Source organism: Bradyrhizobium acaciae, from assembly GCF_020889785.1.
GTDB lineage: Bacteria > Pseudomonadota > Alphaproteobacteria > Rhizobiales > Xanthobacteraceae > Bradyrhizobium > Bradyrhizobium acaciae.
The window spans coordinates 1-22,708 of sequence record NZ_JACMYK010000117.1 but is presented as its reverse complement, the minus strand read 5'-3'; the positions used below and the strand labels follow the sequence as shown (position 1 = coordinate 22,708).

Genomic DNA, 22,708 nt, shown 5'->3' with positions numbered 1-22,708 from the left:
GATCGCGCAAAACCGCCTCGCCCATGTGCTGGCGACCGGCGCCGGCGCCCCGGTGGACAAGGTCGAGGCGCTGAAATGGCACATCGTCGCCAAGACCGCCGGCAAGGGCGACCCCGATCTTGACGACATCCTCGCCGATATGAGCCCGGAAGACCGCGCCAAGGGCGAGGCAGCCGCGCGAAAATGGATCGGAAACAACGTCAAATGACGCCTTGACGGCGCCACTTCCAGAGGGCACCCAGTCCGGAAACCGAAGGCGCCGCAGGCCGTTTCCCGTCATCCTGAGGTGCGAGCAGAGCGAGCCTCGAAGGATGCACGGCCCGGCTGGTGGCCGTCGATCCTTCGAGACGCGCGTTCCGCGCTCCTCAGGATGACGGGCAAGGCCTTGTGCACGCTGCCTGATTGATTTCCAACGCTCGAAAGCCACCAGCTTCCATCATGCTCTACTCCGCCCTCATCAATGTCATGGTCAAGGCCGCGCGCCGCGCCGGCCGCAGCCTCAAGCGCGACCTCGGCGAGATCGAACATCTCCAGGTGTCGCTGAAGGGACCGGCGAATTTCGTCTCGCTGGCCGACAAGCGCGCCGAGGAGATGCTCTACACCGACCTCGAAAAGGCCCGGCCCGGCTACGGGTTCCTCGGCGAGGAAGGCGGCAAGCGCGAAGGCTCGGACAAGAGCCACACCTGGATCGTCGATCCCTTGGACGGCACCACCAACTTCCTGCACGGCATCCCGCAATTCGCGATCTCGATCGGGCTTTTGCGCGAGGACACCGTGATCGCGGGCGTGATCTACAATCCCGCCAATGACGAGCTCTATATCGCCGAGCGCGGCAAGGGCGCGTTCCTCAACGACCAGCGGCTGCGCGTCGCCGGCCGCCGCCAGCTCAACGAATGCGTGGTCGCCTGCGGCCTGCCGCATATCGGCCGCGGCAATCACCAGCTCGCGCTGCAGGAGATGGCCGCGCTGCAGAGCAAGGTCGCGGGCTTCCGCCGCTTCGGCGCCGCTTCGCTCGACCTCGCCTTCGTCGCGGCGGGCCGCCTCGACGGCTATTGGGAGCGCAATCTGCAGGCCTGGGACGTCGCAGCCGGCCTCTTGATGGTCCGCGAAGCCGGCGGCACGGTTTCCGGCATCCAGGGCAATGACGATCCGCTGCAGACCGGCCATGTCGTCTGCGGCAACGAGTTCGTGCACGGCGAGCTGATCAAGATCCTGAAGCCGCTCGGGCAGTGAGCCAACTCCTTCACACCGTCATTCCGGGACAGGCCGCTTGGCGCGGGCCCGGAATCCATTCATCCGCAGGGCCCGAGGCGAGATGGATTCCGGGCTCGCGCTGACGCGCGCCCTGGAATGACGAACGCGGTACCATTTCGCCTCAATGCGATCCCCTTACCGGCGCGGGCGGGCCGTAGACTTCCGGCTTCTCGACCTTCTCACGGTCACCCGCCAGCACACGCTGCACGCTGACGAAGAATACCGGTACCAACAGCAGCGCGAGGATCACGACGGCGATCATGCCGCCCATCACCGACGTGCCGAGCGCCTGCTGGCTGGCGCCGCCGGCGCCGGTCGCGATCGCCATCGGCAGTACGCCGCAGACGAAGGCGAGGCCGGTCATCAGGATCGGGCGGAATCTGAGGCTACACGCCTCGATGGTCGCCTCGACCAGCGGCTTGCCCTGCGCGCGCAGGTCCTTGGCGAACTCGATGATCAGGATCGCGTCCTTGGCGGCGAGCCCGATGATGGTGATCAGGCCGACCGTGAAATAGACGTCGTTCGACAGCCCGCGCAGCGTCGCCGCCACCACGGCGCCGAGAATGCCGAGCGGAATCGTCAGCAGCACCGCGAGCGGAATGGTCCAGCTCTCATAGAGCGCAGCGAGCAGCAGGAACACCACCAGCACCGAGAGCGCGAGCAGGAACGGCGCCTGCGAGCCCGACAGCTTCTCCTGCAGCGACTGGCCGGTCCACTCATAACCGAAGCCGCGCGGCAGCTTGTCGGCGAGCCGCTCCATCTCGGCGATCGCGTCACCCGAGGTGAAGCCCGGCTTCGCCTCGCCGGAGATGCGCACCGCCGGATAGTAGTTGAAGCCCGCGATCTGCGTCGGCCCCTTGGTCCATTCGATGGTGGCGAAAGCCGAGAACGGCACCAGCTGGCCGCGGCTGTTCTTGACATTGTAGTTCAGGATATCGTCCGCGTTCATGCGGCTGGTCTTGTCGGCCTGCACGATGACGCGTTGCATGCGCCCGCGGTTCGGGAAGTCGTTGACGTAGTTCGAGCCGAGATTGGTCGAGATCGTGTTGTTGATGTCCTCGAAGGTGAGGCCGAACGCGCCGGCCTTCTCACGGTCGATCATCAGATTGACCTGCGGCGCCGACGGCAGACCCTCGACATAGACCTTCTGCAGCACGGGACTGGCGTTGGCCTCCGTGATCAGCCGGTCGGACGCCGCGATCAGCGCCGCATAGCCCTTCTGGCCGCGGTCCTGCAGGCGGAACGAGAAGCCCGAGGAGTTGCCGAGATTGTCGATCGGCGGCGGCTGCAACGCCGAAATTCTGGCGTCGCGGATCGACGACGACAGGTCGCGGTTGATGTCGGCGACGATCGCGGCCGCAGAATCCTTCGGGCCGCGCTCCGACCAGTCCTTCAGCGTGATGAAGGCCTGCGCGGTGTTCATGCCCTGGCCAAGGAAGCTGAAGCCGGTGAGGAACGTGACGTTCTCGATGCCGGCACGATCCTTCAGGTACTTCTCGACCTGCTCGACCGCAGCTTCGGTGCGCGCATAGGACGATTCCGAAGGCGTCTGCACGTCGGTCGTGATGAAGCCCTGGTCGTCGACCGGCAGGAAGCCGCCGGGCAGCCGCACGAAGCCGTAGGCGACGCCTGCGAACAGCACGAGATAGATCAGCATCAGGCGGCCGGTGCGCTTCAGCGAGCCCTGCACGGTGCGCGTATAGCCGGCGCGGCTATTGTCGAGCACGCGGTTGAACCAGCCGAACACGCCCTTGCGGGCATGGCCGCGGCCCTTCTCGACCGGCTTGAGCAAGGTCGCGCACAGCGCCGGCGTCAGCGACAGCGCGAGCAGTGCCGAGAACGCGATCGCCGCCACCATGGTGACCGAGAACTGGCGATAGATGATGCCGACCGAGCCCGGGAAGAACGCCATCGGCACGAACACCGCCATCAGCACCAGCGTGATGCCGATAATGGCGCCGGTGATCTGCGACATCGCCTTCCTGGTCGCTTCCTTCGGCGGCAGGCCCTCCTCGGCCATGATGCGCTCGACGTTCTCGACCACGACGATGGCGTCGTCGACGAGGATGCCGACCGCGAGCACCATGCCGAACATGGTCAGCATGTTGATGGAGTAGCCGACGACCATCAGCGTGGCGCAGGTGCCGAGCAGCGCCACCGGAACCACGATGGTCGGGATGATGGTGTAGCGGATGTTCTGCAGGAACAGGAACATCACGATGAACACCAGCACGACAGCCTCGACCAGCGTCATCAAGACCTTCTCGATCGAGGCCTTCACCACCGGCGTGATGTTGTAGGGGATTTCGTAGGAGATATTGGCCGGGAAGAAGCGCGACAGCTCCTTCATCTTGGCTTCGACGGCGCTCGCAGTCGCCAGCGCATTGCCCTTCGGCGACAGCAGCACCGAGAGGCCGGCGGTCGGCTTGCCGTCGAGACGGGTGTTGAACTGATAGCTGAGGCCGCCGATCTCGATCCGCGCGACGTCGCGCAGGCGGACCGTCGAGCCGTCGGCATTGGCGCGCAGGATGATCGCGCCGAACTCGTCGGGCGAGGAGAGCTGGCCCTTCACCAGCACCTGCGCCGAGATCTTCTGCGTATCGGTGCTCGGCTCGGCGCCGATGCTGCCGGAGGCGACCTGGGCGTTCTGCGCCGTGATCGCCCGGTTGACGTCGTCGGCGGACAGGCCGTAGCCGACCAGCTTGGCCGGATCGATCCAGATGCGCAGCGAACGCTCGGTCGAATACAGCGTGGCGCGGCCGACGCCGGGGATGCGGCGCACCTCGCCCAGCACGTTGCGGATCATGAAGTCGCCGAGGCCGACTTCATCCAGCGAGCCGTCGGTCGAATTCAGCGTGATGATCTGCAGCACCGCCGAGGAGGCTTCCTCGACCAGGATGCCCTGCTGGATCACGGCGCGCGGCAGCCGCGCCTCGACGCGCTTGAGGCGGTTCTGCACCTCGACCGAAGCCTGGCTGGTGTCGGTGCCCGGCTTGAAGTTGGCGATGATCTCGACCTGGCCGAGCGAGTCGGAGGTCGATTCGAAGTTCAGGATGTTGGCGGCGCCGTTGAGCTCCTCCTCGATCAGCCGCGTGACGCTGTTGTACAGGTTCTCAGGCGACGCGCCGGGATAGCTCGTCGAGATCGAGATCGAGGGCGGCGCGATGATCGGATATTGCGCGACCGCGAGCAGCGGAATCGAGATCGCACCGACCAGACAGATGAACAGCGCGACGACCCAGGCGAAGATCGGCCTGTCGATGAAAAAGCTGGGCATGTCGGATCAGCGCCCCGCGTGCGCGGTCTGCGGCGAATCCGACTGTACCGCAGCGGCGTCGACCTCACGCCAGGCCAGCGGCTTGACCTTGTCGCCGGCGGCGAATTTCTGGAAGCCCTCGACGACGACCTTGTCGCCGGCCTTGAGGCCTTCGGTGACGAACCAGTGGCCGCCCTGCAACGAGCCGGTGCGCACCGGCTGCACCGCGACGTGATTGTCGTCCTTGACGACGAACACCTCGCTGCCGCCGCCGCCATTGCGCTGGATCGCCTGCTGCGGCACCGCGATCGCGTCGGTGTCGATGCCCTGCTCGATCAGCACGCGGACATACATGCCCGGCAGCAGAATGCGATGCGGGTTCGGGAACTCGCCGCGCAGGGTCACCTGCCCAGTATAGGCGTCGACCTTGGCGTCGGAAAACAGCAGCTTGCCCGGCAACGGATAGATCGAGCCGTCGTCGAGCACGAGCCGCACCTTCATCGCGTCGGGCGCGATGCGGTCGAGATCGCCACTCTCGAAGGCGCGGCGGAGCTGGTTCAGCTCGGTCACCGACTGCTGGAAGTCGGCATAGATCGGATCGAGCTTCTGGATGGTCGCAAGGCTCGCGGAATCGTTCTGCACGACGAGCGCGCCTTCGCTGATCACGGCAGCACCGATGGTGCCGTCGATCGGTGCACGGATCGTCGCATAATCGAGATTGAGCTTGGCACGCGCGACGTCGGCCTCGCGGCCCTGCACGTCGGCTTCGGCCTGTTTCAGGTTGGCGATCGCCTTCTCGTTCTCGGCCTCGGAAGTCGCGCGCTGGTTGGTGAGGGTTGCGATGCGGCGGGCCTGCAGCGAGTTCTGCTCGAGCACCGCCTTGGCGCGCGCCAGCGCCGCCTCGGTCGACTGCAATTCGACCTCGAACGGGCGCGGATCGATCTGGTACAGGGGATCGCCAACCTTCACCTCGCTACCCTGATGGAACATGCGGTTGACAACGATGCCCGAGACGCGCGGGCGCACCTCGGAGACACGGGTCGGCGCGATGCGGCCTGGCAGCTCGCGCACCATCGCGCGCGCCTGCTGCTTCACAGTGACGACGCTGACGTCCGGCTCCGGTGCTTGTACGGCGGCGGTTGCGGTCTTCGGTTCGTCGCAGCCAGCAAGCAGTGGCGCCGTCACGGCCAGCATCAGAGCAATGCATGCCGATTGCGCGCGAAGTCCAGACATTGAGATGATCGCCCCTGAAGGTTTGAACAAACGAACGGCGGTGTCACGGCGACAGCGCTCGCGTTGCTGCGGTGAAAATAAAATCTGCTTGCTGCGACGCAATGCGTTTGTCGGGCGGCTCATTGTCACAGAACGCTATCACCCTGATTTCGCGGCATGTTTTGTCGACTCACCGCATTGTGAGCGGGTTCCATCGGAGGCTGTGGGAATGCGTTAAGGACTGCGTGAGCGGGAACGCGGCTTGTTGCCTGCGCGAGAATGCCGCAGATTACAAACTCGTCATGCGCGGCGCGCGAATCGCCTATCGCCGCCGTGCACCCCCCACCCAGCGGTGCAATCCGCGTTCGTCTCGCGATCCCCGCGTGGGATTGGCACCTTCTGCACACGCAGACGCGCCAGCGCCCCGGAAAGCTGCGCAAAGCGGCAACACTCCATTCCGTATCAACCCGAGGTTCTACCGACAGCCTTTTGATTCGGCTTTCCTCACTCCGCCGCTGTGCCATATTGCTGGCAGATGCGGCCTTCGCGAACGGATGACCCGGCAATGCCCCCTTCCCGCTCCGAGATGGAGATCGAGCTGAGCAAGCTGTCCTCGCCCAGGATCTTCCTGGTGCGGATGCTGGTGTTCCTGGTGCTCTGCGGCCTGGTCGGGGTCGTGCTGTACAAGCAGATCGTCACCGCCTTCTTCGCCAATCCCGGGCTGAACGCCCTGATCGGCGCGGTGCTGCTGATCGGCGTCATCCTGGCGTTCCGCCAGGTGATCCGGCTCTACCCCGAGGTCGCCTGGGTCAACAATTTCCGCATCGCCGATCCCGGCCTTGCAATCGAGCGCCGCCCGACGCTGCTTGCCCCGATGGCCGCGATCCTCGGCGGCGAACGCACCGGGCGGATGTCGATCTCGCAGCAGACCATGCGGCATCTGCTCGATTCGATCGCAACCCGCCTCGATGAGGCCCGCGACATCTCGCGCTACATGACCGGCCTGCTGGTCTTCCTCGGCCTGCTCGGCACCTTCTGGGGCCTGATCGAGACGGTCGGCTCGGTCGGCAAGGTGATCGACGGGCTCAAGGTCGGCGGCGACGCCGGCGCGCTGTTCGATACGCTGAAGGAAGGCCTCGCGGCCCCGCTCGGCGGCATGGGCATCTCGTTCTCGTCCTCGCTGTTCGGCCTCGCCGGCTCGCTGATCCTCGGCTTCCTCGACCTGCAATCGAGCCAGGCCCAGAACCGCTTCTACACCGACCTCGAGGACTGGCTCGCCACCACCGTGCGCGGCATTTCCGGCGACGAAGCCGGCGTCTCCGGCGACATGCAGGGCGCGATCGACCGGCTGCGTGCCACGCTCGAGGAAGGCGGCGCCGGCGGGAGCGGCCGCAGCACCACGGCCGCGATGGCCAATCTCGCCGAGGCGATCCAGGGGCTGGTTGCACATATGCGCACCGAGCAGCAGATGATCCGCGAATGGGCCGACGGCCAGGGCGAGCAGAACCGCGAGATCAAGCGGCTGCTCGAGCGCCTCGCCCGCCAGCCCGAGAAGAACTAGAGCGTCTTCGAGCGAAGCAAGCCCAAGGAGACATTCATGGCCCTCGCCCGCTCGCGCCGCAGCGAATCCGGCTTCAACTACTGGCCCGGCTTTGTCGACGCACTGTCGACGCTGGTGCTGTCGATCGTGTTCCTGCTGTCGGTGTTCCTCGTCGTGCAGTTCTTCCTGTCGCAGGAGGTCACCGGCAAGGACAAGGCGCTGGAGCAACTCACCGCCAAGATCGCCCAGCTCAACGATCTCTTGTCGCTGGAGAAGCTCTCCAAGCTGACGCTCGACGACCAGGTCGCGCAGCTCCGCGCCGGCCTTGCCTCCGCCGAGGGCGAGCGCGACCGCATGAAGGGGCTCTACGAGGGGCTCGCCAATTCCGGCAACGACGCACAGGGCCGCGCCACCGAGCTCAACAAGGCGCTGGAGTCCGAGAAGAGCGTGTCGTCGCGCGCGCTGGCGCAGATCGAGGTGCTGAACCAGCAGATCAGCGCGCTGCGCCGCCAGCTCGCCGCGCTCGAGGAGGCGCTCGACGCCTCCGAGAAGCGCGACAAGGAATCGCAGAGCCGGATCGCCGATCTCGGCTCGCGCCTCAACGTCGCGCTGGCGCAGCGGGTGCAGGAATTGTCGAAATACCGCTCGGAATTCTTCGGCCGCTTGCGCGCGATCCTCGGCAACCGTCCTGACATCCGCATCGTCGGCGATCGCTTCGTGTTCCAGTCGGAAGTGTTCTTCGACACCGGCCAGGCGACCTTGCTGCCGGAGGGCAAGACCGAGCTCGATACCGTGGCGAGCGCGCTGATCGATCTGGACAAGCAGATTCCGGCCGAGATCGCCTGGGTGCTCCGCGTCGACGGCCATACCGACGTGCGGCCGATCACCAACAGCCCGCTGTTCAAGTCGAACTGGGAACTGTCCTCCGCGCGCGCGATCTCGGTGGTGCAATACCTGATCTCGCTCGGCGTGCCGGCGCAGCGCCTGGTCGCCGCCGGCTTTGCCGAATTCCAGCCGCTCGACACCGCGCAGACCGAAGACGCCTACAAGCGCAACCGCCGCATCGAGCTGAAGCTGACGGAACGCTAGGTGGAACACGCCTTGGCGCTCCGCTCTCGTCGGGACGGCACCGAGTGTGTGGCACGGCCCGCATCCGCAATCGTCGTCCCTGCGAAAGCAGGGACCCATAACCACAGGGGTGCGTTGTTGCAGAGCGCTGTGGCCCCAGCATCGCACGACCATCGCCACTGGTGGTTATGGGTCCCGGGTCAAGCCCGGGACGACATCGAGTGTGTGGCTCGACTTCCTCAACGTCCGACCATCTGTTGCAATTGCTCCGGATAGCGGGCGCCCTGCACCTCGACCGCGGCGACCGCTTTGCCGATCTCAGCCAGATCGGCGGCGGTCAGTTCGACGCGCGCGGCGCCGATGTTTTCCTCGAGCCGATTGAGCTTTGTGGTGCCCGGGATCGGCACGATCCACGGCTTCTGCGCCAGCAGCCAGGCCAGCGCGATCTGCGCCGTCGTCGCGCCCTTGCCGGCGGCAATGCTAGTGAGCTGATCGACCAGCGCCTGGTTGGCGCGGCGGGCTTCCGGCGTGAAGCGCGGCACGAGGTTGCGGAAGTCGTCGCTCGCGAATGTCGTGGACGCGCTGATCGCGCCGGTGAGAAAGCCGCGGCCGAGCGGGCTATATGGCACGAACCCGATGCCGAGCTCTTCCAGCAGCGGCAGGATCTCCGCTTCCGGTCCGCGTTCCCACAACGAATATTCGCTCTGCAAGGCCGTGACCTTCTGCACCGCATGGGCCCGGCGGATGGTCTGCACGCCGGCCTCCGATAGGCCGAAATGGCGGACCTTTCCGGCGGCAATCAGGTCTTTCACGGTGCCGGCAACATCCTCGATCGGCACCTCGGGATCGACGCGATGCTGATAGAATAGATCGATGACATCGATCTTCAGCCGCTTCAGCGAGGCGTCTGCGACCGCCCTGATGTGCTCGGGCCGGCTGTTCAGCGACCGGTGCCGCTCGGCCATGGAGCCGATATCGAAGCCGAACTTGGTCGCGATCACGACCTGGTTGCGGACCGGCGCCAGCGCCTCGCCGACCAGTTCCTCGTTGACGTAAGGGCCATAGACCTCAGCGGTATCGAAGAAGGTGACGCCGCGCTCGACGGCGGCACGGAGCATGGCGATGCCCGCATTCTTCTCGACCGCCGGGCCGTAGGCGAAGCTCAGGCCCATGCAGCCGAGGCCGATCGCCGAGACTTCGAGGTTGCTGCTGCCGAGTTTACGTTTCTGCATGATGTCTCTCCGCATCGATGACTGGAATTCGTCACGGCGGGATTTAGGGCGTGCACTGACAAGCTATTAGACGTAGAAATCGGGATAGACTTATGAGCTGGACTCATGAATGTCGCGGCATGACGTCAATGACCTGATCGCCTTCCTCGCCGTCGCGCGCGACCGCAGCTTCACCCGCGCCGCCGCGCGGCTCGGCGTGTCGCAATCGGCGCTCAGCCACACCATGCGCGCGCTGGAGGAACGGCTGGGCGTGCGGCTTTTGACCCGCACCACGCGCAGCGTCGCGCCGACCGCCGCCGGCGAACGGCTGCTGCAGGGCATCGGCCCGCGCTTCGAGGAGATCGAGGCCGAGCTCTCGGCGCTGACTGCCTTGCGCGAGAAGCCCGCCGGCATCATCCGCATCAACGCCGGCGAGCACGCCGCCGAGACCATCCTGTGGCCGGCGCTGGCCGAGTTCCTGCCGCGCTATCCCGACATCAAGGTGGACCTAACCGTCGACAACGGGCTCGCGAACATCGTCGCGGAACGCTTTGACGCCGGCGTTCGGCTCGGCGAACAGCTCGCCAAGGACATGATCGCGGTGCGGATCGGGCCGGATTTTCGCATGGTCGTGGTCGGCGCTCCCGCCTATTTCAAGCGGCGGGAGCGCCCGAAACGGCCGCAGGACCTGACGCAACATGCCTGCATCAACATCCGCCTGCCGACCCATGGCGGCATCTATGCCTGGGAATTCGAGCGGCGCGGCCGCCCGCTCAAGGTCCGCGTCGACGGACAATTGGTGTTCAACAGCACCCCATTGCGGATCAAGGCGGCGTTGGCCGGCCTGGGGCTCGTTTATGTGGCCGAGGACCAGGTGCGCGCGCAGCTCGCCAAGGGGCAGCTGATCCAGGTGCTGGACGACTGGTGCGCACCGTTTCCCGGCTATCACCTCTACTACCCGAGCCGGCGGCAATCCGCGCCGGCTTTCGCCTTGCTGGTCGATGCGCTGCGCTATCGGGGATAGGGGAGCCGACGCGGCAGCGTGATCGCCGCCGGGGATCCATCACACAGATATTTGCGTTCCGATTGGGCAACGGCCTCTGGGAACGCAACCAACACCGCCTACGTTATTGGATGTATAATCGTGCGGGCCTGGCGGGGCATTGCCTCCGCTGCAGCCTCACCGCACCATCCGGACCAGCACATGTTCAAGAGCAAGTTCGCCATCATCCTCGCCGCCGGCCTGACGCTCGCGCCGGCCCAGCTTCTCGCGCAGACCACGGGAGGCTCCGCGCCGCCGCCGCGGCCCGGCGACCGCGCCGCGTCGTCCAACGGCATTGGCGGTACCGCGCTTCCGGCCCAGACCGGCCAGCGCTATGCACCGTCCTCCGGCGGCAACTTCAGCGCGGCACCAGCCGCTCCCGGCGGTACGACCGGCAATGCCGGCGCCGCGAACAACATCAATAATGCGCAGGGACGCTGACACGCGGCACGCTTGCAGTAGCCGTCGATGCCGGGCCTAGCGATCGGCGTTGGCCTGACCGAGCGAAGCGACCATTGATCCCGTTGATACGCCGCGTCAGATCGCGCCAACCGGCTCTGCAGCCGGTTCATCCGGCTCAGCTTCGGCGGTCACGAATTTGAGCCCGTAAGTCTTGCCGCGGCGCCAGACCACCTCGCAGGGATAACGCTTGGCATGGTCGGCGAGCAACGTCAGGGCAAGGCGATCCTTCACCTCGAGCTCGACCTCGGTCGTGATCTTGGCTCCGCCCGGCGAGATGTCGACCACGGCGCAGGCGTTCTCGGTCACGCCGTCATCGACCGTGATCCACGCGGCACGATTGTTGAGCTGGCGCCGCGGCTCGCGACTGACCTTGATCCGTGCTCCGTTGCTCGCCATCGTCGTCGTCCTTGAAGACATTGGTGCTTGAAAACATTGGTCCTTGAAGACATTCGAGACCGCGCGCGTCGATCGACGCGCCCGGCACACAACCGCAGGCGCCACAATGGCGTCCCCCCGTAAAGTCCGGCTTAGCGCGATCGCTTGAACTTTACCGGAATCTTGACCGGGCTTTTAGCAAACAGGGATTCTACAATTCCATCAGCGGGATACCGGCCGCGCGAGCAGCCGTCGGCTTGACATGGCGGCCGCACTGTTGGTGAAGTGGAGCGGTGGCTTTGGCCACATCCCTGCAACAAGAGCGCCTCAAGCCGCCCCCTTCAGACGGAAACGCCCCATGCTGATCCCCCTAGCCGACGTGCCGCGCTGGTATGCCGAACGCAAGCCCGCCGATGCGATCGCCGTCAGCCACGGCGCGGATGCGCTGACCTGGCTCGAGCTCGAGCGCCGTGCCAATGCGCGGGCGCGCGCCTTTGCCGCCAAGGGCGTCAAGCCCGGCGACTTCGTCGCGATCGGGCTGCCCAACAGCAACGCCTTCTTCGAGACGACTTTCGCGGTGTGGAAATGCGGCGCAACGCCGACCTCGCTGTCATGGCGGCTGCCGCGCGGCGAGGCCGCCGCGGTGCTCGAGATCCTGAAACCGTCGCTGGTGGTCGGCGGCGAGGCCGACTGGAACGCGCCGAATTCGCTGCCGGTGAATTTCGTGCCGGAAGGATTTTGCGAAGAGCCGCTCGACGCGCCGGTCGCGCGCTACTGGAAAGCGATGACGAGCGGCGGCTCGACCGGCCGCCCGAAGGTGATCCTCGATCACAACCCCGCCGTGATCGAAACCACGACACCGCTGTTGCTCGGCATGCCGCATGAGGCCTCGGTGCTCAACCCCGGCCCGCTCTATCACAACGCGCCGTTCATCCTGTCGCATTCGGCGCTGTTCGGCGGCGGGCGGCTGACCGGCATGGTGAAGTTCGACGCCGAGGAGACGCTGCGGCTGATCGCGCGCGAGCGCGTGCAATGGGTCAACTTCGTGCCGACCATGATGCACCGGATCTGGGCGCTGCCCGAGGAGGTGCGCAACCGCTACGACCTCTCCAGCCTCAAGATCGTGTTTCACATGGCGGCCCCGATGCCGCCCTGGCTGAAGGAGAAGTGGATCGAATGGCTCGGGCCGGAACGGGTCTGGGAGCTCTATGGCGGCACCGAGCGGCAGGGCGCCTGCGTGATCTCGGGCGTCGAATGGATGGCGCACAAGGGCTCGGTCGGCAAGATCGGCGAGACCGCAAAGCTCCGCATCATCGGCGAGGACGGCAACGACGTTGCGCCCGGCGAAACCGGTGAGATCTATTTCCTGCCCAATGACGGCGCCGGCTCGACCTATCACTATCTCGGCGCCGCGCCGAAGCGACGGCCGGACGGCTGGGAATCGCTCGGCGATATCGGACGGCTCGACGAGGAAGGCTATCTCTATCTCGGCGACCGGCTCGCCGACATGGTGCTGCGCGGCGGCGCCAACATCTATCCGGCCGAGGTCGAGGCCGCGGTCAGCGAACATCCCGAGGTGCGCTCCTGCGTCGTGGTCGGATTGCCCGATCCGGAATTCGGCCAGCGCGTGCATGCGATCCTCGAGCTCGCCGACAACGCCGATGCGCAAGAAATCGCCGACGGCATGGGCGATTTCCTGAAGGACCGGCTCAGCCGCTACAAGCATCCGGAAAGTTTCGAGCGCGTCGGCACCGCGCCGCGCGATGATTCCGGAAAAGTCCGCCGTACCATGCTGCGCGACGAGCGCGCCGCGTGGATCAAGGACAACCGCAGCTTCCGCATCGTGCCCGCGCGCGCGAAGGCATGATCCGGAAAAGTGCGAAGCGGTTTCATGCCCAAACAAGAAGCGAAAAGCGAGTAGGTTCATTTGCCTTGCGAGGGGCAGATCTGCACGCCACATGAGCTGTGCAGGCGCCCGGGCAAGGTATATCATTCCATCTTCCCTGCCGGCAGAACCTCGGATTAGCTTGAGGTTCCAGCGCCCTGCACGCCAGGAGATTCTAGATGCCCTCCACGACCGAATGGAAAGTGCCAGCGGCCTTTCAGCCTCGCCCCGAAGATTACCGCTACGATCTCGATCGCGCGCTGATGAGTGTGGTCGGGCTGCATTCGATCATTCCGCCTGACGCTTTCAGCGCGGAGACGCTCGGCACCGAGCGCGCCGGCAACGGCGTGTTGATCGACGACGGGCTGGTGCTGACGATCGGCTATCTGATCACCGAAGCCGCAACGGTGTGGCTGCATCTCGGCGACGGCCGCGCGGTCGAAGGCCACGCGCTCGGCTTCGATTTCGAATCCGGCTTCGGCCTGGTGCAGGCCCTCGGCAGGCTCGACATCGATCCGCTGCCGATCGGCTCGTCGGCGGCGACGCAGGTCGGCGACAATGTGGTGCTCGGCGCCGCCGGCGGCCGCACGCGCTCGGTCGCAAGCCAGATCGCGGCCAAGCAGGAGTTCGCCGGCTACTGGGAATATCTGCTCGACGAGGCGATCTTCACCTATCCGTCGCATCCGAACTGGGGCGGCACCGGGCTGCTCAACAATGCCGGCGAGCTGATCGGCGTCGGATCGCTGCAGCTCGAACGCGAGCGCGCGGGCCGCGCCGAGCATGTAAACATGATCGTGCCGATCGATCTGCTCAATCCGGTGCTGAGCGACCTGCGCAAGTTCGGCCGTGTCGACAAGCCGGCGCGGCCGTGGCTCGGCATGTACACGACCGAGATCGACAACCGCCTCGTGGTGGTCGGTGTCGCCAGCAAGGGACCGGCGGCGCGCGCCGAGCTGAAGACCGGCGACGTGATCATCGCGGTCGACGGCGACAACGTGACCAGCCAGACCGGCTTCTACCGCAAGCTCTGGTCGCTCGGCGCGGCCGGCGTCGACGTGCCGCTGACGGTCTACCACGAGGGCGTCACCTTCGACGTCACGCTGACCTCGATCGACCGCATGAAGCTGTTGAAGGCGCCGCGGCTGCACTAGTCAAATATGGAAGAGGCAGCAGCGATGAGCGAGGCCGTGGTTGACGACATCGTGGCCGTGCTGCCGCCGTTGTTGCAGACGCTGGAATCGCTGTCGTTCGTCGCGCGCAATCTCAACCCGCCGGACTTCGATCGCGTGATGCAGATCGCGGGCGAGCCCGAGCAGGCCCTGCAGGCGGTGCGGCCGCGACTGACCGATTGGCCGGAGAAATTCGCGCATATCAAGACTGCGCTGGAAGCTGCGATCGAACCGGCACTGGCCGGCTATGCGGGGCTGCGCGCGGTGCAGAACGGCGAGGGCGACCTGGTCAGCGTGTTCCGCGCACTGCGTTATCTGCCGCGGGCGCAGGAGGCGCTCTATCCGCTGACCGAGCTGCCGCCGGTCAGCGACTTCTTCATCGCGCCCGATCTGCGCGAGGATGCCGAGCTGCAGGCCAGGCTCGCGGCGACGCCCAATGCCGACACCGGCATCTTCCATGAGCGCAACGAGCCGGGCAGCCGCGGCGGCTTCTCGATGTATGTGCCGGAATATTATACGCTGGATCGCGCCTGGCCGCTGGTGATGGCGCTGCATGGCGGCAGCGGCAACGGCCGCGGCTTCCTGTGGAGCTGGCTGCGCGACGCGCGCAGCCGCGGCGCCATCCTGGTGGCGCCGACCGCAACCGGCCAGACCTGGGCGTTGATGGGCGACGACAGCGATACGCCGAACCTCAACCGCATCCTCGACCAGGTGCGCGAACGCTGGCGCATCGACGAGACGCGCATGCTGCTGACCGGCATGAGCGACGGCGGCACTTTCAGCTATGTGACCGGGCTCGACGGCGCATCGCGCTTCACGCATCTGGCGCCGGTCGCGGCGACCTTCCATCCGCTGATGGCCGAGATGGCCGATGCGGAGCGGCTGCGCGGGCTGCCGATCTTCATCACCCACGGCCGGCTCGATTGGATGTTCCCGGTGCAGACCGCGCGGCAGACGCGAGGCCTGCTGTTGGCCGCCGGCGCCAAGGTGATCTATCGCGAGATCGACGATCTCAGCCACACCTACCCGCGGGAGATCAATGCGGAGATCATGACGTGGTTGAATGGTGGAACAACCAACAGCGTATGACGACCCCCCGTCACCCCCGCGCAAAGGCTTCGCTTTTGCGCGGGGATGACGGTGATGGATTATGCGCACGGCGCTGTCCTCGTCGTTGCCGTGGATGGAGCATGGCGCGCCTAGTTACTCATTCACCCGCGGCTTGAGCAAGTCCGCGAAGCCGACCCGGTGCAGCACCTCGTTGCGGACGCGGTCGATCACGGCAAATGCGACTTCGGCTCCGTCCTGGGTCGGATCGATGTGGACACGGAACGGCCGCTTGCCGAACCGCGTGTCGACGACCTCAACGAGGGCGTGCGCGTGTTCATTGATTATGTCATGCGCGTGTTCGCGCGCAGTTGATCGATCGCCGGAACCACAGCGAACCCCACGACGTTATCCTGCCGATACCGGAGGATTGAGCGATGCGGACGTTTTTCGGCATGATTTTGGGCGCGCTGCTGCTGATTTGCGGCGTTTATGTCTACGATTCGATGCGGACGTCGAGCGTGGCCAATGGCGAGGTGGCGCAGGATACGCGCACCATCGTCAATTGGGACGTTGCGGCCCATGACTGGAATCTGCTGAAGACGCGTACCCGCGAGCAGTGGGACAAGATCGCGTCGAAATAATCTCCGACGTCACCATCCGATCGTGGATGCCGCCAAAGCGGCCCCGAACCCGGCTCCGAGTGCGGCCCATTCCCTCGCCGTGATCGCCATTGTCACGAGCGCAACCACGGTCCCGACGAGGCCTGCCGGCCCACCCGACAGGCAGCCGCCGACAATGAATGCGATGAACAGATTGCCGGGCGCAAGCCGGAGAAACCGGGCGGCGATACCGTCGTCGCGCATCGATGCGGCGAGCACGTATCCGCCGGCGCGCATGGCATAGCATGTGACGCCGAGGATGCAGATGACGCCGAGCAACTGCAGGTCATGCATCGCTCGGCTCCATCATGCTCACCAGCGTGCCGCATCCGCCTCCGATCAGCATCGACCAGCCGGGATCGCCGAACCGCGCAACGAGCAGCGCTATAACTGCCGAGGTCAGCCACGGCCACGGCGATCGCATGTTCTTCCACTGGCTGGGAAGGAGCGTCGCGATGAACATCGTCGGCAGCAAGGCAGCGGCGAGCCTGAGCGGTCCGTTTGCCGCGAGCGGGGCGGCATAGGCGAGCGCGGTGCCGCCGACCCAGCCGACCGCCATGGGGGTGCTCGATCCGAGCAGATAGCCCGCATCAGGTCCGTTGCGGTCAGCGTCCGAGCTCGTCATCAGCCACGACGCATCCGCGAGCAGAAACAGGCTGGGCAGCATCTTGCGGGGCGCCAATCCGCCAAACAGCTGGCGCAGATGGGCACCCATCAGTAAGTATCGCGAATTCGTGGCGATGCAGGCGACGACCATGGCGACGATCGGCAGCGGACTGGCCCACATGCTCAGCGTGATCGCCTGTGCCGTGGCGGAATAGACCAGCAGGCTGAACAGAATTGCATGCGCCGCCCCCAACCCAAGCCCCTTGTAGGTCAGTCCCATCACCAGGCCGGCCGCACCGTTGCTGAGCAGGAAAGGCAGCGCCGCGACCAGGCCGCGCCTGAATCCGGCTGTCGTCATCGTTGGGACAGGTCGGGATGACTGTGCGCTTGTAATGGTCATGACCATTAGATTAGACTTTGTGAGAGGCCGTGATGTCAAGAGACCCCGCGCGGGCAGCGACGCAGTTTTTCGGTGGACGGGTCTGCCTTGACTTCGCCAACACGCTGGACTGGCGCACCTCAAACGATCCGCAGGAGCTGATCCCGGATTATGCGGCGTTGTTGTCCTGGAGCGAGCGCCGCGGCACCTTGCCGCTTGCCGCGACCAGGAAGCTGAAAGCGCGCTCGGCAAGCAGCGAGGCCGCCGCCGCGATGCAGAAGGCGTACGACTTGCGCCGCGACATCTGGACGATCTCGGACGCGCTGCGTGGCGGCCGCAGCGCGGACCTTGGTCTCGTCAATCGATTGCTTGCAGCGGCGCCCCGGCAACCCGACCTTGTGCGGCAGGATCGCGGCTATCGCCATGCGCTGGCGGGGATCGACGTGGCGGAGCCGCTATGGCCGGTGCTTTGGTCGCTGACGGCCCTGCTGGCGTCCGACGACGCCAGGCGCATCGGATGCTGCGAGGCCGACGGCTGCGGCTGGTTCTTCGTCGACGAGAGCCCGAACCGAACCCGCAGATGGTGCTCGAGCGAAGTGTGCGGCAATCGCGAGCGCGCGCGACGCGCCTATGCCAAGCGGAAGGGCTCCGCGTGAGTGAACGCCAAGCGGCTTAGTTCTGCTCGGTCTTGCGGCCCATATTGGCCTTGCGGGCGTCGGCGATCACTGCTCGAACTGATCGATGCTGAGCACACCAGGCACACGATACTTGCCGACGATGAATGACGGCGTGCCGTTGAACCCGAACGCCATCGCCTGCTCGTTGTTGCGCGAAAGCACCGCATCGATCGCCTTGGCGTTGGCATCGAGATCCTTCTTCAGCCGGTCGATGTCGAGGCCGGCGCCCGAGAGCAGCTCGGCGATGCGCGGCTCGGTGATGCGCGAATTGACCGAGATCATCGCCTCATGCGCGGCGTCGAACTTGCCCTGGTACTTCGCCGCCAGCGCCATTCGCGCCGCCACCTTGGAGACCGGCCCGAGGATCGGCCAATCCTTCAGCACCAGGCGGACCTTGCCGTCGTCCTGCACCACCTGGCGAAGCTCCGGCGCGAGCTTGCGGCAATACGGGCAGTTGTAGTCGAACCATTCGACGATGGTGATATCGCCCTTGGGATTGCCGATCACCGGAATCTCCGGATCGCGCAGCACCTGCTCCTCGGTCAGGACGTTGTCGTCCTCGGCGCGCGCGGCTCCGGTAGCCAAAAGCGCGATGCCGGCACTGACGAGGCCGAGCGCGGTGCGGCGGGTGGTGCCGGCGTTGATCAGGGGCGATTTCATCAGGTGGTTCATAGCAGGCTTTCGCAAGGGCTCCTCGCCCTTCTACGTTCAGGACACGTTGATGTTACGCAGCAGCATATAGATCGCCACGGCGATAATCACAGTCGCAAACACGATATTGAGGGCGCCGCGCCGCTCCGACAGGTGCCGGGCGCTGCGTGTGCCCAAAAGGCCGCCCGCGATGCCGCCGGCGACGAATAGCCCCGCCAGGCTCCACGACACCAGCCCCGACCACGCATAGCTCAAGGCCGTGGTCATGCCGAAAGCGGTGACGGCCACCAGCGAGGAACTGACCGCGTTCATGATCGGCATCCCGGTGGCCAGCATCAGGGCCGGCACGATCAGGAAGCCGCCGCCGATGCCGAAGAAGCCGGACATGGTTCCCGTGGCAAGCCCGAGACCGATGATCGCCGGCATGTTGGACATCGAGATCTTGACGTCGGTCAGCCCGACCCGCGCGCGGGTCTTCAGCATCAGGCCCGCGATGACCAGCATCACGATCGAGAACAGCGCAAGCAGCTTCTGCCCGTCCAACATCTTGCCGAGGATCGAGCCGCCGAAAGCGCCGAACATGCCTGCCAGCGCGAACACCAGTGCGCAGGACCAGATCACGGTGCCGCCGCGGGCGTGGTTGGACAGGTTGATCGCGGCATTGGCGGCGACTGCGATCGCCGAGGTACCGATCGCGATATGCGGCTGGGGTACCCCGACCACATAGACCATCAGCGGCACGGCAAGGATCGACCCGCCGCCACCGACCAGGCCGAGCGAAAAGCCGACCAGCATGCCCGATGCCAGTCCAAGCACACTCTGAGTTGCGGAGAAGACCAAAAGGAACAGACTCGCGTTTTGCGGGCGACCCTAGAAGAATTTGCTGCCCAGCGCCATACCAATAGCACAAAACTGCCCTGCAATGGCGCTCAACGGAGCAGATATGTCACGGCCAGCGGCACCAGCAGCGAGGTGACCAGCGCGTTCAGGCTCATCGCGATGCCGGCAAAGACGCCGGCGACCTCGTCGACCTGGAACGCCCGGGCGGTGCCGATGCCATGCGCGGCGATCCCTGCGGCAAAACCGCGGCCGCGAAAATCGGTGATGCCGGTGAAGTTCATCAGCGGAGTGACGATGATCGCCCCCATGATGCCGGTCAGGATCACCGACACCGCCGTCAGCGACGGATCGGCATGCAGGGATTCGCTGATGCCCATCGCGACGCCGGCCGTCACAGATTTCGGCGCCAGCGACAGGATGACCTCGCGCGGCAGGCCGAAGGCCCGCGCCAGCAGCACCACCGAGACGATCGCCGTCAGCGAGCCGACCGCAAGCGCGACCAGCATCGGCAGCACCGCGGCCACGACCCGCTTGCGGTTCTCGTAGAGCGGCACCGCGAGCGCCACCGTCGCCGGGCCGAGCAGGAAGTGCACGAACTGCGCGCCGGCGAAATAGGTGGTGTAGGAGGTGTTGGTCAGCAGCAGGAAGACACCGATGATCCACAGCGAATGCAGCACGGGATTGGCGAGCGGATGCCGCCTTGTCTTCAGCGATACCGCATCGGTCACCGCATAGGTCAGCAACGTCACGGTCAGCCAGAGCAGCGGCGACTGCGAGAGATAGACCCAGAGCGAGAACGGATTGTCGCTCACGGCGTTTCGTCCTCGCGCGAGAACAGGCTGCTCGCCGCAACGAAGGTCGCGACCGTCGCGAGCAGCGTGACGATGACCGATACCGCGAGGATCACCAGGATCGCTGTGCCGTGCTCGGCGAGCAGATCGAGCTTCTGCACCACGCCGACGCCGGCCGGGATGAACAGCAGCGAGAGATTGGCGAGCATGCCGCGGCTGACGCTCTCGACGCCGTCATTTCCGAGCGGCCCGCGCGCAAGCGCCGGATATCGGTCGCGCGCCAATAGCAGCAACAGCAAGAGCACCAGCCCGACCACCGGGCCCGGCACCGGCACGGCGAGCGAACGCACCGCGACCTCGCCTGCGAGCTGGCAGAGCAGGATCAGACTGAGACTGGCGATCATGGCCGAGCGCTCGCGCGAAGCATGCGCCTATCAGGTCGGTGTGGCGATGGCTTGTCAATGCGCGGGGTCTCAAGCGCGTGCGCAGATGTTGGGCGCCGCTGCTCTCAGATCCGTCATGCTGAGGAGCCGCGCAGCGGCGTCTCGAAGCATGAACGGCCAAGCCGATGGCCGCGCATCCTTCGAGGCTCGCTCCGCTCGCACCTCAGGATGACGGGGAAGGTCTGCAGCACAACTTACGATCGCCGCTGCAACGCCATCAGCGTGCCGCTCATGGTCGCGACGAGGGTCTCCACGCCGTCCTGCACGGCATAGGCGCGGCCGTCGCAGACGGTCAACGTCCGGCCCGGCTTGACCACGACGCCGCGGAACACGAAGCGCTCGCCGCGCGCCGGCGCCACGAGATTGGTCTTGAACTCCACGGTGAGGATGTCGGAGCCATCAGGCATCAGCGTGATGGCGGCAATCCCGCAGGCATTGTCGAGGCCCGCGGTGATGATTCCTGCATGCACGAAGCCGTTCTGCTGGCAGAACTCCGGCGCATAGGCCATCGCGAGATCGACCTCGCCCGGCTCGATGCGCGCGATCGAGATGCCGAGCGTCTGCATCGCGCGCTGGCGCGCGAACGTATCGACTGCGACCGCGCGATAGTCCGGATTCTGCGGCTCGAAACTGGGCATGGCGATCACGCAGTCACGGGGTCGGACGGCACGAGATGCGGCATCGCTGCGTAGCGGATCGCCGGTGCAAACGGCGCCGCCTTGCGCGCGGCGCGATCGATATGGACCGCCGTAATCTCGCAGGTCGCGGCGATCTCGCCGGCCTCCGCATTGCGCATTTCGTGCAGGATGCGGACCGACTTGTCGCGGAACTCGACCAGCCGGCTCTTGACCTCGACGAGGTCGCCGGCGAGCAGTTCGCGCTTGTAGGAAATGTTCTGCTGCACGGCGGCCATGCCACGGCCGGACTCGCGCAGATAGCTCGGCGTCAGGCCGAGCCGCGCAAACATGTTCCAGCTCGCCTCGTCGAACTTGCCGACATACCACATGACGTTCATGTGGCCGATGTGGTCGCAGTGCCAGGGATAGACCGTCCCGCGATAGGTCGCCTCGCCCTCCATGGTACCCTCCCTTCGATTGCTGATACGGTAGCGTATCAAGGACGAAGCGGGCTAGCAATACGGTACCGTATCAAAGCATGATCCGGAAAAGCGCGAAGCGGTTTTCGAAAAGATCATGCTCAAACAAGAGATTAGTGCGTGAGGACTCTGATCGCGCACTAAGATGCGCGGAGACCACATGACTGAAAGCAAGGGCGACGTCTGGGTCGCGGCCGGGTTTGCCGAGCTCGCGCATAGCGGCGTCGACGGGGTGCGGGTCGAGGTGCTGGCAAAGAATCTCGGCGTCACCAAGGGCGGCTTCTACCGCCGCTTCAGGGATCGCGCCGCGCTGCTCGAGACCATGCTGACGCGCTGGCGCGATGGCCGCATCGCCGCAATCGAGAAGCATACCGCGCTCGACGGCGCGAGCGCGCGCGAGCGGCTGAAGGCGATCATCACGCTCTATTCGGAGCGCATGAACACCGAGGCGATGGCGGTCGAGCTCGCGATCCGGCAATGGGCGCGCACCGACGAGGCCGCGGCCACCGCTGCCGCGAGCGTCGATGCCGCGCGGCTCAAGCAGGTCGGCCAGCTCTATCGCGCCACCGGGCTATCGACCGAAGAGGCCGATGCGCAGGCTTTCCTGTTCTACTGCTTCATCTTCGGCCAGAGCCTGCTGTTCCCACAACGCGGTCCGCGCAAGCGCGCGCAACTGCTGGCGCAATCGGCGGACAAGCTGCTGGTGGAAAGCCGGTAGAAACGGCGTCAATGAAAAGCGGCCGGCTTGCGCCGGCCGCTCGTCAGACTTCAGCTTCTGCCGGGCTCAGGCGCCCTTCAGGTGCTTGTTGCATTCGCTCCAGTAGCCGCCGCCCTTCTGGATCCACTTCAGGCCGCCATTGCCGCCCGTTGCCTTGTTGGCCTTGTACTGGTCGTCGCAGGTCTTGAAGCGCTGCTTGCCCGGGGTCTCCTGGGCGTATTTGGGATCGACCGCGTTCGGAAACACGGCGGGCCCTGACGGGGCGGCCGGTGCCGCGGCAGGAGCGGCTTCCCGCTTGGCTTCCTTCGGCGCAGCCGGAGCAGG

General features: G+C 65.7%; 22 protein-coding genes and 4 pseudogenes. 12 read left to right on the top strand and 14 right to left on the bottom strand.

Annotated features, from left to right (window positions below):
* Together H8A92_RS30930 and H8A92_RS30925 are read left to right on the top strand one after the other, a co-directional pair.
* Positions 1-208: pseudogene (locus tag H8A92_RS30930) on the top strand (HcpA family protein); the annotation flags it as partial.
* 230 nt (positions 209-438) lie between these two features.
* Complete coding sequence (locus tag H8A92_RS30925; protein WP_229183496.1) at positions 439-1,233, top strand: inositol monophosphatase family protein; 795 nt, start codon at positions 439-441, stop codon at positions 1,231-1,233.
* 142 nt (positions 1,234-1,375) lie between these two features.
* On the opposite strand, the gene H8A92_RS30920 is transcribed toward H8A92_RS30925, so the two are convergent.
* Positions 1,376-4,531 (bottom strand): multidrug efflux RND transporter permease subunit, encoded by a 3,156-nt coding sequence (locus tag H8A92_RS30920; protein WP_229199234.1) that lies wholly within the window; start codon positions 4,529-4,531, stop codon positions 1,376-1,378.
* Between the two features lie 6 nt (positions 4,532-4,537).
* Entirely contained in the window at positions 4,538-5,743 is a 1,206-nt protein-coding gene (locus H8A92_RS30915) for an efflux RND transporter periplasmic adaptor subunit (protein ID WP_229199233.1), read from the bottom strand.
* A 544-nt stretch (positions 5,744-6,287) separates the two neighbouring features.
* On the opposite strand from H8A92_RS30915, the gene H8A92_RS30910 reads away from it, so the two are divergent.
* Positions 6,288-7,283 carry a flagellar motor protein MotA gene (locus H8A92_RS30910; RefSeq protein ID WP_229199232.1) on the top strand — a complete coding sequence of 332 codons (996 nt, stop codon included), beginning with the start codon at positions 6,288-6,290 and terminating at the stop codon, positions 7,281-7,283.
* Positions 7,284-7,319: 36 nt separating this feature from the next.
* Positions 7,320-8,351, top strand: a complete 1,032-nt coding sequence (locus H8A92_RS30905) for a peptidoglycan -binding protein (RefSeq protein WP_229199231.1) — start codon at positions 7,320-7,322, stop codon at positions 8,349-8,351.
* Between the two features lie 218 nt (positions 8,352-8,569).
* Here the strand turns inward: H8A92_RS30905 and H8A92_RS30900 are convergent, their stop codons facing one another.
* Positions 8,570-9,562: an aldo/keto reductase gene (locus H8A92_RS30900; protein WP_229199230.1), complete on the bottom strand. Its 993-nt coding sequence runs from the start codon at positions 9,560-9,562 to the stop codon at positions 8,570-8,572.
* Positions 9,563-9,671: 109 nt separating this feature from the next.
* Here H8A92_RS30900 and H8A92_RS30895 point away from each other — a divergent pair, with 109 nt between their 5' ends.
* Both H8A92_RS30895 and H8A92_RS30890 read left to right on the top strand, forming a co-directional pair.
* The gene (locus tag H8A92_RS30895; RefSeq protein ID WP_229199229.1) at positions 9,672-10,565 is read left to right on the top strand and encodes a LysR family transcriptional regulator; all 894 of its coding nucleotides are present in this window, start codon (positions 9,672-9,674) and stop codon (positions 10,563-10,565) included.
* 180 nt (positions 10,566-10,745) lie between these two features.
* Positions 10,746-11,024: a hypothetical protein gene (locus H8A92_RS30890; RefSeq protein ID WP_229199228.1), complete on the top strand. Its 279-nt coding sequence runs from the start codon at positions 10,746-10,748 to the stop codon at positions 11,022-11,024.
* Positions 11,025-11,120: 96 nt separating this feature from the next.
* Here H8A92_RS30890 and H8A92_RS30885 read toward each other — a convergent pair whose 3' ends face one another.
* Positions 11,121-11,441, bottom strand: a complete 321-nt coding sequence (locus tag H8A92_RS30885; RefSeq protein ID WP_229199227.1) for a PilZ domain-containing protein — start codon at positions 11,439-11,441, stop codon at positions 11,121-11,123.
* 337 nt (positions 11,442-11,778) lie between these two features.
* Between H8A92_RS30885 and H8A92_RS30880 the strand changes: the two genes are divergently transcribed.
* The 3 genes from H8A92_RS30880 (at position 11,779) to H8A92_RS30870 (ending at position 15,563) form a co-directional block, all read left to right on the top strand.
* Complete coding sequence (locus tag H8A92_RS30880; protein ID WP_229199226.1) at positions 11,779-13,287, top strand: AMP-binding protein; 1,509 nt, start codon at positions 11,779-11,781, stop codon at positions 13,285-13,287.
* Between the two features lie 197 nt (positions 13,288-13,484).
* Positions 13,485-14,456, top strand: coding sequence for a S1C family serine protease (locus tag H8A92_RS30875; protein WP_229199225.1), 972 nt, complete (start codon positions 13,485-13,487; stop codon positions 14,454-14,456).
* Between the two features lie 24 nt (positions 14,457-14,480).
* Positions 14,481-15,563, top strand: coding sequence for a carboxylesterase family protein (locus H8A92_RS30870; RefSeq protein ID WP_229199224.1), 1,083 nt, complete (start codon positions 14,481-14,483; stop codon positions 15,561-15,563).
* Between the two features lie 114 nt (positions 15,564-15,677).
* Here the strand turns inward: H8A92_RS30870 and H8A92_RS30865 are convergent.
* Positions 15,678-15,854 (bottom strand): annotated as a pseudogene (locus tag H8A92_RS30865) (oxidoreductase); the annotation flags it as partial.
* A gap of 104 nt (positions 15,855-15,958) precedes the next feature.
* Between H8A92_RS30865 and H8A92_RS30860 the strand changes: the two are divergent.
* Positions 15,959-16,165, top strand: a complete 207-nt coding sequence (locus H8A92_RS30860) for a hypothetical protein (protein ID WP_076865500.1) — start codon at positions 15,959-15,961, stop codon at positions 16,163-16,165.
* A 9-nt stretch (positions 16,166-16,174) separates the two neighbouring features.
* Here H8A92_RS30860 and H8A92_RS30855 read toward each other — a convergent pair whose 3' ends face one another.
* The gene (locus H8A92_RS30855) at positions 16,175-16,477 is read right to left on the bottom strand and encodes an AzlD domain-containing protein (protein ID WP_229199223.1); all 303 of its coding nucleotides are present in this window, start codon (positions 16,475-16,477) and stop codon (positions 16,175-16,177) included.
* A complete protein-coding gene (locus tag H8A92_RS30850; RefSeq protein ID WP_229199222.1) occupies positions 16,470-17,147 on the bottom strand; it encodes an AzlC family ABC transporter permease in 678 nt (225 codons plus the stop codon). The genes H8A92_RS30855 and H8A92_RS30850 overlap by 8 nt, the downstream gene beginning before the upstream one ends.
* Before the next feature lie 74 nt (positions 17,148-17,221).
* Between H8A92_RS30850 and H8A92_RS30845 the strand changes: the two genes are divergently transcribed.
* Entirely contained in the window at positions 17,222-17,824 is a 603-nt protein-coding gene (locus H8A92_RS30845; RefSeq protein ID WP_229199221.1) for a CGNR zinc finger domain-containing protein, read from the top strand.
* A gap of 16 nt (positions 17,825-17,840) precedes the next feature.
* On the opposite strand, the pseudogene H8A92_RS30840 reads toward H8A92_RS30845, so the two are convergent.
* From H8A92_RS30840 to H8A92_RS30815, 6 genes and pseudogenes are all read right to left on the bottom strand, one after another.
* Positions 17,841-18,517 (bottom strand): annotated as a pseudogene (locus tag H8A92_RS30840) (DsbA family protein).
* Positions 18,518-18,553: 36 nt separating this feature from the next.
* Entirely contained in the window at positions 18,554-19,291 is a 738-nt protein-coding gene (locus H8A92_RS30835) for a sulfite exporter TauE/SafE family protein (protein ID WP_229199220.1), read from the bottom strand.
* 134 nt (positions 19,292-19,425) lie between these two features.
* A complete protein-coding gene (locus H8A92_RS30830) occupies positions 19,426-20,148 on the bottom strand; it encodes an LrgB family protein (RefSeq protein ID WP_229199219.1) in 723 nt (240 codons plus the stop codon).
* On the bottom strand, positions 20,145-20,531 hold the full coding sequence (locus tag H8A92_RS30825; RefSeq protein WP_229199218.1) for a CidA/LrgA family protein: 387 nt from the start codon (positions 20,529-20,531) through the stop codon (positions 20,145-20,147). Before H8A92_RS30825 ends, H8A92_RS30830 begins: the two co-directional genes overlap by 4 nt.
* 233 nt (positions 20,532-20,764) lie before the next feature.
* Positions 20,765-21,208: a PaaI family thioesterase gene (locus tag H8A92_RS30820; protein ID WP_229199217.1), complete on the bottom strand. Its 444-nt coding sequence runs from the start codon at positions 21,206-21,208 to the stop codon at positions 20,765-20,767.
* A gap of 5 nt (positions 21,209-21,213) precedes the next feature.
* Complete coding sequence (locus tag H8A92_RS30815; protein WP_229199216.1) at positions 21,214-21,648, bottom strand: acyl-CoA thioesterase; 435 nt, start codon at positions 21,646-21,648, stop codon at positions 21,214-21,216.
* A 178-nt stretch (positions 21,649-21,826) separates the two neighbouring features.
* Between H8A92_RS30815 and H8A92_RS30810 the strand changes: the two genes are divergently transcribed.
* Positions 21,827-22,384, top strand: a complete 558-nt coding sequence (locus H8A92_RS30810) for a TetR/AcrR family transcriptional regulator (RefSeq protein ID WP_229199215.1) — start codon at positions 21,827-21,829, stop codon at positions 22,382-22,384.
* Between the two features lie 66 nt (positions 22,385-22,450).
* Here the strand turns inward: H8A92_RS30810 and H8A92_RS30805 are convergent.
* Positions 22,451-22,708 (bottom strand): annotated as a pseudogene (locus H8A92_RS30805) (hypothetical protein); the annotation flags it as partial.

What these genes read in the sequence shown, in the direction of transcription:
- H8A92_RS30925 (WP_229183496.1), top strand. Translation starts at nt 439, where the DNA reads ATGCTCTACTCCGCCCTCATCAATGTCATGGTCAAGGCCGCGCGCCGC.
- H8A92_RS30920 (WP_229199234.1), bottom strand. Translation starts at nt 4,531, where the DNA reads ATGCCCAGCTTTTTCATCGACAGGCCGATCTTCGCCTGGGTCGTCGCG.
- H8A92_RS30915 (WP_229199233.1), bottom strand. Translation starts at nt 5,743, where the DNA reads ATGTCTGGACTTCGCGCGCAATCGGCATGCATTGCTCTGATGCTGGCC.
- H8A92_RS30910 (WP_229199232.1), top strand. Translation starts at nt 6,288, where the DNA reads ATGCCCCCTTCCCGCTCCGAGATGGAGATCGAGCTGAGCAAGCTGTCC.
- H8A92_RS30905 (WP_229199231.1), top strand. Translation starts at nt 7,320, where the DNA reads ATGGCCCTCGCCCGCTCGCGCCGCAGCGAATCCGGCTTCAACTACTGG.
- H8A92_RS30900 (WP_229199230.1), bottom strand. Translation starts at nt 9,562, where the DNA reads ATGCAGAAACGTAAACTCGGCAGCAGCAACCTCGAAGTCTCGGCGATC.
- H8A92_RS30895 (WP_229199229.1), top strand. Translation starts at nt 9,672, where the DNA reads ATGTCGCGGCATGACGTCAATGACCTGATCGCCTTCCTCGCCGTCGCG.
- H8A92_RS30890 (WP_229199228.1), top strand. Translation starts at nt 10,746, where the DNA reads ATGTTCAAGAGCAAGTTCGCCATCATCCTCGCCGCCGGCCTGACGCTC.
- H8A92_RS30885 (WP_229199227.1), bottom strand. Translation starts at nt 11,441, where the DNA reads ATGGCGAGCAACGGAGCACGGATCAAGGTCAGTCGCGAGCCGCGGCGC.
- H8A92_RS30880 (WP_229199226.1), top strand. Translation starts at nt 11,779, where the DNA reads ATGCTGATCCCCCTAGCCGACGTGCCGCGCTGGTATGCCGAACGCAAG.
- H8A92_RS30875 (WP_229199225.1), top strand. Translation starts at nt 13,485, where the DNA reads ATGCCCTCCACGACCGAATGGAAAGTGCCAGCGGCCTTTCAGCCTCGC.
- H8A92_RS30870 (WP_229199224.1), top strand. Translation starts at nt 14,481, where the DNA reads ATGAGCGAGGCCGTGGTTGACGACATCGTGGCCGTGCTGCCGCCGTTG.
- H8A92_RS30860 (WP_076865500.1), top strand. Translation starts at nt 15,959, where the DNA reads ATGCGGACGTTTTTCGGCATGATTTTGGGCGCGCTGCTGCTGATTTGC.
- H8A92_RS30855 (WP_229199223.1), bottom strand. Translation starts at nt 16,477, where the DNA reads ATGCATGACCTGCAGTTGCTCGGCGTCATCTGCATCCTCGGCGTCACA.
- H8A92_RS30850 (WP_229199222.1), bottom strand. Translation starts at nt 17,147, where the DNA reads ATGACGACAGCCGGATTCAGGCGCGGCCTGGTCGCGGCGCTGCCTTTC.
- H8A92_RS30845 (WP_229199221.1), top strand. Translation starts at nt 17,222, where the DNA reads ATGTCAAGAGACCCCGCGCGGGCAGCGACGCAGTTTTTCGGTGGACGG.
- H8A92_RS30835 (WP_229199220.1), bottom strand. Translation starts at nt 19,291, where the DNA reads ATGCTGGTCGGCTTTTCGCTCGGCCTGGTCGGTGGCGGCGGGTCGATC.
- H8A92_RS30825 (WP_229199218.1), bottom strand. Translation starts at nt 20,531, where the DNA reads ATGATCGCCAGTCTCAGTCTGATCCTGCTCTGCCAGCTCGCAGGCGAG.
- H8A92_RS30820 (WP_229199217.1), bottom strand. Translation starts at nt 21,208, where the DNA reads ATGCCCAGTTTCGAGCCGCAGAATCCGGACTATCGCGCGGTCGCAGTC.
- H8A92_RS30815 (WP_229199216.1), bottom strand. Translation starts at nt 21,648, where the DNA reads ATGGAGGGCGAGGCGACCTATCGCGGGACGGTCTATCCCTGGCACTGC.
- H8A92_RS30810 (WP_229199215.1), top strand. Translation starts at nt 21,827, where the DNA reads ATGACTGAAAGCAAGGGCGACGTCTGGGTCGCGGCCGGGTTTGCCGAG.